This window comes from [Mycobacterium] manitobense, from assembly GCF_025821665.1.
Taxonomy (GTDB): Bacteria; Actinomycetota; Actinomycetes; order Mycobacteriales; family Mycobacteriaceae; genus Mycobacterium; species Mycobacterium arseniciresistens.
Window position 1 is genome coordinate 88,314 of the sequence record NZ_JACKSJ010000254.1, and the last position, 6,966, is coordinate 95,279.

6 protein-coding genes are annotated in these 6,966 nt (G+C 71.2%); 3 read left to right on the forward strand and 3 right to left on the reverse strand.

The window, feature by feature from the left end; genetic code table 11:
• Positions 1-12 precede the first annotated feature (12 nt).
• Positions 13-378, reverse strand: coding sequence for a hypothetical protein (locus tag H7I41_RS28510; RefSeq protein ID WP_264016011.1), 366 nt, complete (start codon positions 376-378; stop codon positions 13-15).
• Positions 379-414: 36 nt separating this feature from the next.
• Positions 415-1,086, reverse strand: a complete 672-nt coding sequence (locus H7I41_RS28515) for a PAS and ANTAR domain-containing protein (RefSeq protein ID WP_264016012.1) — start codon at positions 1,084-1,086, stop codon at positions 415-417.
• A gap of 130 nt (positions 1,087-1,216) precedes the next feature.
• Here H7I41_RS28515 and H7I41_RS28520 point away from each other — a divergent pair, with 130 nt between their 5' ends.
• The 3 genes from H7I41_RS28520 to H7I41_RS28530 all read left to right on the forward strand — a co-directional run bounded on the left by H7I41_RS28520 (position 1,217) and on the right by H7I41_RS28530 (position 5,439).
• Positions 1,217-2,050 carry an FAD binding domain-containing protein gene (locus H7I41_RS28520; RefSeq protein WP_264016013.1) on the forward strand — a complete coding sequence of 278 codons (834 nt, stop codon included), beginning with the start codon at positions 1,217-1,219 and terminating at the stop codon, positions 2,048-2,050.
• Positions 2,047-4,830: a molybdopterin-dependent oxidoreductase gene (locus H7I41_RS28525; RefSeq protein ID WP_264016014.1), complete on the forward strand. Its 2,784-nt coding sequence runs from the start codon at positions 2,047-2,049 to the stop codon at positions 4,828-4,830. The genes H7I41_RS28520 and H7I41_RS28525 overlap by 4 nt, the downstream gene beginning before the upstream one ends.
• A gap of 87 nt (positions 4,831-4,917) precedes the next feature.
• Positions 4,918-5,439: a restriction endonuclease gene (locus H7I41_RS28530; RefSeq protein WP_264016023.1), complete on the forward strand. Its 522-nt coding sequence runs from the start codon at positions 4,918-4,920 to the stop codon at positions 5,437-5,439.
• Here H7I41_RS28530 and lat read toward each other — a convergent pair.
• On the reverse strand, positions 5,417-6,757 hold the full coding sequence (gene lat, locus H7I41_RS28535; protein WP_264016015.1) for an L-lysine 6-transaminase: 1,341 nt from the start codon (positions 6,755-6,757) through the stop codon (positions 5,417-5,419). The two genes, H7I41_RS28530 and lat, sit on opposite strands and share 23 nt — an antisense overlap.
• Positions 6,758-6,966 lie beyond the last annotated feature (209 nt).

A 6,966-nucleotide genomic window follows, 5' to 3' on the forward strand; every position in this document is an offset into this window, starting at 1 on the left:
CGTGCCGTTTCATCAGCCGAACACCGGTCCGGCCAGCGCCGGCATGCTGGTGGTCAGCACCAGCAGCATCAGCGTGAGCAGGATCCATCCGGCGCCCTGCCAGGCCCACGACGCCTCGTTGCGCCGCCAGCTCTGGTAGGTGCGCACGAAGGCGCGCAGCCCGCCGAGTAGCAGGATGGCCGGCGCGCCCATGGCGAGCATGGTGCGTTGCGGCGCTCCGCAGGCGAGGGCGTCGGCGACCGAACCGCTGCAGGTACTCACCCAGACGGCGGCGACGGCCAGGAACCCCGCAGCAACCACCGCGACGACGAGCGCGAAGCGCAGGGCATCACGGACGCCGGCGTCGGCGGAACGCAGTTGGTTGGGGTTCTGGAACACGCCGGGGATATTCCCTGACCAGCGCCGGGGTAAACCTCAGGACGGGACGCGCAGGTGTGCCGTCAGCAACAACCGGTCGTATTCGGCGCGCGCCGGCAGCGCCTCGTCGTACTGCAGCGCGAGGAAGTCCTCGGCAATCTGCTCCGACAGGGTCCGCAGCTTGACGTTGGTCTCCTGGGAACGCCACTTCAGCAGCTCGAACGCGGAATCGGCGGTGATCCGGTAGACCACCATGAGCATGCCCTTGGTCTGTTCGATCGCGCCGCGGGCCTCGGCGATCTCCGCCACCGCCTCGGTGATGCCCTCGTTGTGCGACGGGGTGACGTCGACGTAGAAGCCGTGCGTGCCGATCACCGCGCCGAACTCGCCGTGCAGGTGGTCGCCCACCACCACGACGTGGTGCACGTCGCCGTGCGTGTCGATGATGCGATGCCGCGTGCTGAATACGCCTGCTGTCCGCCGGATCTCGTCGAGGGTGGCCGCAACCTGCCGGTAGTCGTCGGGATGTTTGTGCGACAACACCAGAGCGGTGGTCGGCTCGGCGGTGCCGGGTTCGTATCCGTACATCCGTTCGACCTGTGGTGACCACTCCCAGCGTTCGTCGTCGAAGTAGAACCGGAACCAACCGACCCGCTGTGACTGCCCGCTGGCGAAGGCGTGCTCGAGAGGTGCCAACCTCCCGTCGCCGTCGGCCAGTCGATCGGTCATGACCTGCAGATTATCGCTCGGTGCGGGCCCTGATTTTCGTTCTGAAAGCCAGAAAGCGCATCGTTTTGTGGATACACGCCAGTTGCCCGGTCGCCATGCGGACCGTGTGGCGCGTGACTACCGTCGATGAGTGGACCTGAACACCGTCGGGGTCGTCGACCTCCCCACCGCCCGCGATCAGCTCTGGCCGCTCGGCCTCGGCGACGCGGTGCTGGCCGGCGGCACCTGGCTGTTCTCCGAGCCGCAGCCCCAGTTGCACCGGCTGGTCGACGTGACGGCGCTGGGCTGGCCGTCGATCACCGTGGGCGACAACGGTGTCGAGCTCGCGGCGACGTGCACGGTCGCCGAGGTGTCGGGGCTGGGCGCACGGCTGGCGGCGGACCGGCCTGACTGGTCGGCGGCGCCGCTGCTGCACCAGTGCTGTACCGCGCTGCTGGCGTCGTTCAAGATCTGGAGCGCGGCCACGGTGGGCGGCAACATCTGCCTCGGCCTGCCCGCCGGGGCGATGATCTCGCTGGCCACCGCGCTGGACGGCGTCGCGACGGTGTGGCGCGCCGACGGTCACGACTACCGGCGCCCCGTCAGTGAGCTGGTGATCGGTGCCGGCAGCACCGCCCTGACGGTCGGCGAGGTGCTGAGGTCGGTGCACCTGCCCGCCGCGGCGCTGCGCGCCCGCACCGCCTTCCGCAAACTCGCACCGGCGCCGCTCGGCCGCTCGGGCGTGGTGGTGATCGGCCGCCGCGACACCCGAGCCGACGGTGGCGGGTTCGTGCTGTCGGTCACCGCCGCCACCGTGCGCCCGTACGTGTTCCGGTTCGACGGCGTGCCTGACCCGGAGTCGCTGGCGGCGGCGCATGCCGGCATCCCAAAGGCGGCGTGGACCCGCGACGCACACGGTGACCCGGACTGGCGGCGCGCGATGGCGTTGCTGCTGGCCCGGCAGGTCTGCGCGGAGCTGGCATGAGGTTCGACGTCAACGGCGACCCGGTGGACGCCGACCCGCGGCCCGGCCAGTGTCTGCGGACGCTGCTGCGCGAACACGGCCGCGTCGAGGTCAAGAAGGGCTGCGACGCCGGCGACTGCGGAGCGTGCACGGTGCTGCTCGACGGCGCTCCGGTGCACTCCTGCGTGGTGCCGGCGTTCCGGGCCGCGGGCCGGCACGTCACCACGGTGGCGGGCCTCGGCACCCGAGCTGACCTGCATCCGGTGCAGCGCCGGTTCGTCGAGGCGGCCGGATTCCAGTGCGGTTTCTGCACCGCGGGCATGGTCACCACCGCCGCCGCCCTCACCGAGGACCAGTTGGCGGACCTGCCGCAGCACCTGAAGGGGAATCTGTGCCGGTGCACGGGCTACCGCGCGATCACCGACGCCCTGGCGGGTCGCGTCAACACCGACAAGTCGGCGGGCCACGGTGACGCCGGCCGGTCCATCGGTGCGCCTGCGGCCGTCGGGGTCGTCACCGGCACCGAGCGCTACACGATGGACGTCACCCCGGCGGGACTGCTGCACATCGCCGTGCTGACCAGCCCGGTGCCGCACGCCCGCATCGAGGCGATCGACACCGCGGCGGCGGTGGCGCTGCCGGGCGTGCATCTGGTGCTGACCCACCGTGACAGTCCGCCCGTCGCGTTCAGCACCGCCCGCCACGAGAACCGGCTCGACGACCCCGACGACACCCGGGTGCTCGACGACACCGTGCGTTTCGTCGGCCAGCGGGTCGCCGCGGTGGTCGCCGACAGCCCGGCGATCGCCGAGCAGGCCTGCCGGCTGATCGCCGTCGAGTACCGGGAGTTGCCCGCCGTGTTCGACCCGGAACAGGCCAGGACGCCCGGCGCGCCGCTGGTGCACGGGGATAAGGGCGCCGACGCGCGGATCGCCGACCCGGCGCGCAACACCGTCGCCGAGTTGCACGGGATCGCCGGCGACGTCGAGGCCGGGGTGGCGGCGGCGCGGGCCGGTGGCGGCGCGGTGGTGCGCGGCCGGTGGACCACGCAGCGGGTCCAGCACGCGCATCTGGAGACGCACGGCTGCACCGGCTGGACCGACGACCGGGGCCGGCTGGTGATCAGGACGAGTTCTCAGGTGCCGTTCCTGGTGCGCGACGAGCTGTGCCATGTCTTCGGGTTGGCACGCGAGCAGGTGCACGTGTTCACCGGCCGGGTCGGCGGCGGCTTCGGCGGAAAGCAGGAGATGCTCGCCGAGGACCTGGTGGCGCTGGCGGTGCTGCGACTGGGCAGGCCGGTTCGCTACGAGTTCAGCCGGGCCGACGAGTTCACCATGGCGCCGTGCCGGCATCCGTTCCGCGTCGACGCGACGGTCGCGGCGGGCGCCGACGGTGTGCTCACCGCCCTTGCCGTCGACGTTCTCAGCGACGCCGGCGCCTACGGCAACCACAGCATCGGTGTGCTGTTCCACGGGTGCAGCGAGTCGGTGGCCGTATACCGCTGCGCGAACAAGAGAGTCGACGCCCAGGCGGTCTACACCAACAACCTGCCGTCGGGGGCGTTCCGCGGCTACGGCCTGGGCCAGGTGATCTTCGCGATCGAGTCGGCGCTCGACGAACTGGCTCAGCGGCTCGGCGTCGATCCCTTCGACCTGCGCCGGCGCAACGTCGTGGTGCCCGGCGACACCTTCGTCGACACCAATGCCGCGCACGACGACCTGACGTTCGGCAGCTACGGACTCGACCAGTGCCTCGACCTCGCGCAGGCGGCGCTGGCCGCGGGCAACGGAGTGGCGGCGCCACCGGGCGCCCAGTGGCGGGTCGGCGAAGGCATAGCGGTGGCCATGATCGCCACCATCCCGCCGCGGGGGCACTTCGCCGAGGCGTCGCTGGGCGTCGACGCCGACGGAACCTACATGTTGAGCGTGGGCACCGCCGAGTTCGGCAACGGCACGTCGACCGTGCACACCCAGTTGGTGGCCGACGAGATGAACACGACTGCCGACCGGGTGCTGTTGCGCCAGTCCGACACCGACGCCACCGGTTACGACACCGGCGCGTTCGGTTCGGCCGGGACGGTGGTGGCGGGCCGCGCCGTGCTCGACGCATGCCGGGAGTTGCGGGCCGCGGTGCTTGCCGCGGCCGCCGGGCGCACCGGCGCGGACGTGTCGGCATGCACGCTCACCGCGTCGGGTGTGCAGTGCGGCGAGCACTTCGTGTCCTTCGCGGGTCTCGGTGACGCGCCGGCCGGTGCTCTGGTCGGGTACGGCCGCCACGACGGGACGCCGCGGTCGGTGGCCTTCAACGTGCAGGCGTTCCGGGTGGCGGTCGACGTCGAGACCGGACGGGTGCGGATCCTGCAGTCGATCCAGACCGCCGACGCCGGCGTGGTTCTCAATCCCGAGCAGTGCCGCGGGCAGGTGGAAGGCGGTGTGGCGCAGGCGATCGGCTCTGCGCTCTACGAGGAGATGCACGTCGGGCCCAACGGAACCGTCCTGACCCGCGAACTGCGCAACTACCACATCCCGCAGCTGGCGGACGTGCCGGAGACCGAGGTGTACTTCGCCGACACCTACGACACGCTCGGCCCGCGTGGCGCGAAGTCGATGAGTGAGTCGCCGTACAACCCCGTGGCCCCGGCGCTGGCCAATGCGATCGCCAGGGCCTGCGGCGCGCGGCCGCACCAGCTGCCGATGACGCCGGCGCGGGTGTGGCGGGCGCTCCAGGACGGCGGCGGCGAGAATACTTGCATCCCAGGGACGGATGGCGAACGGCAGCAGCCCGACACCGAGCGCGAGTAGTCGACCACTGAATCGGCGTGGGCGCGCAACACCGGGGTTGTCGGCGACCGCTCCTACGATTCAGCCGTGGCGCGCGTCAAGTGGTCCATGCTCCTCGCCGCCGTCGCGGCCGCGGCCGCCTTCCTGTGGGGCCTCGACCCGGCGTGGTGCCTCGTCGCGGGGGTCGCCGCACCCGTGGTCGCGGCGGCCGCGGTGCACTTCCTGCGTGGCGCGGTCACCGGAATCGGCACGCCTGGGCCCAGAGAGGATCCGGCGGCGGCGATGTCGGGCACCGAGTTCGAGGACCATATCGCCCGGATCGCCAGGTCATGCGGGGTGCCTGTGATCATGACCGCGATCACCGGCGACTGGGGCGTCGACATCATCGTCGGACACCGCCCCAATCGGCTGGCCATCCAGTGCAAGCGCCAAGCCAGGCCGGTCGGCACCGCCGCCGTTCAGGAGGTGGTCGCCGGCGCACCCATGCAGGACTGCGTCCGCACGATGGTGGTCACCAACCACGACTTCACCCCTGCCGCACGACGACTCGCCGAGCGGCACGGCTGCGAACTCGTCGGCCGTGATGAGCTGCCCCGGCTGCGCTCGATCATCCGGCGTGCGACGAGCTGAGCGCGGTGCGCACCGCCGCCAGCGCGGCGTCGATTTCGTCGCGGGTCACGGTCAGCGGCGGGCGGAAGCGCACGGAGTCCGCTCCGCTGGCGAGCATGATCACCCGCAGCTCCCACAGCCGTGCGATCAGCGCGTCGCGCTGCGCGGCCGACGGGAGGCTGAACGCGCACATCAGCCCGCGGCCGCGAACGTCGCCGACCAGGCCCGGGAAGTCGGACGCCAACCGGTCGAGTTCGTCGCGTAGATACCTGCCCGCCTTGCCGGCCCGCGCCATCACGTCTTCGGACTCGATCACCTCGAGGATGCGGCGGGCCCGCACCATGTCGGTGAGGTTGCCGCCCCACGTCGAGTTGATCCGCGAGCCGACCCGGAACACGTTGTCGGCGACCTCGTCGACCCGCCTGCCCGCCATCACGCCGCACACCTGGGTCTTCTTGCCGAAGGCCACCACGTCGGGCGCCACGCCGAGTTGCTGGTAGGCCCAGGCGGTCCCGGTCATCGCGCAACCGGTCTGCACCTCGTCGAAGATCAGCAGCGCGTCGTGCTCGTCGCACAGTTCGCGCATCGCCGCGAAGAACTGCGGCCGGAAGTGCCGGTCGCCGCCCTCGCCCTGGATGGGCTCGGCGAGGAAACAGGCGATGTCGTGCGGATGCGCCTCGAAGGCGGCGCGGGCCTGCCGCAGCGACTCGGCCTCGAGCACGGTCATGGCGTCGTCGTCCATACCCGGGCGCAGATACGGTGCGTCGATCCGCGGCCAGTCGAACTTCGGGAACCGCGCCACCTTGTTCGGGTCGGTGTTCGTCAGCGACAGGGTGTAGCCGCTGCGGCCGTGGAACGCTCCGCGCAGGTGCAGCACCCGGGTCCCTAGGGCGGGGTCGATCCCGCGCGCCTCGTTGTGCCGGCTCTTCCAGTCGAAAGCCACCTTCAGCGCGTTCTCGACGGCCAGCGCGCCGCCGTCGACGAAGAACAGATGCGGCAACGCCGGATCTCCGAGCACCCGGGCGAACGTGTCGACGAACCGGGCCATCGCGACGGTGTACACGTCGGAATTGCTCGGCTTGTTCACAGCGGCCGCCGCGAGCTCGGCGCGGAACGCGTCGTCGTCGGCCAGCGCCGGATGGTTCATCCCCAGCGCCGACGACGCGAAGAACGTGAACATGTCGAGGTAGCGGTCCCCGTTGCGGGCGTCGACGAGGCAGGCCCCGCGGGAACGCTCGAGGTCGAGGACGAAGTCCAGACCATCGGTGAGCAGGCTGCGGCCGAGCACTTCGCGGACGTCGTCGGCGGCGAGGCCGGGGCGCATCATCAGGTCGGTCATACGGGCATCGTAGCGTAATATTTCCGCTCTGCTAGCCGATCAACCGCAAGTATTCCTATTGACGCGCGCGTGTGGCGCAGGTGGGCAGCGGGTACCGAGAAGGGATGCTCAAACCCCTCGGCCACGGACTGCTGACCGCTCCGTTCCGCGCCGCCGAGACGGTGACCCGCACCGCCGCCGCCGTGGCCCTCGAGGCCGTCGGCGGCCCG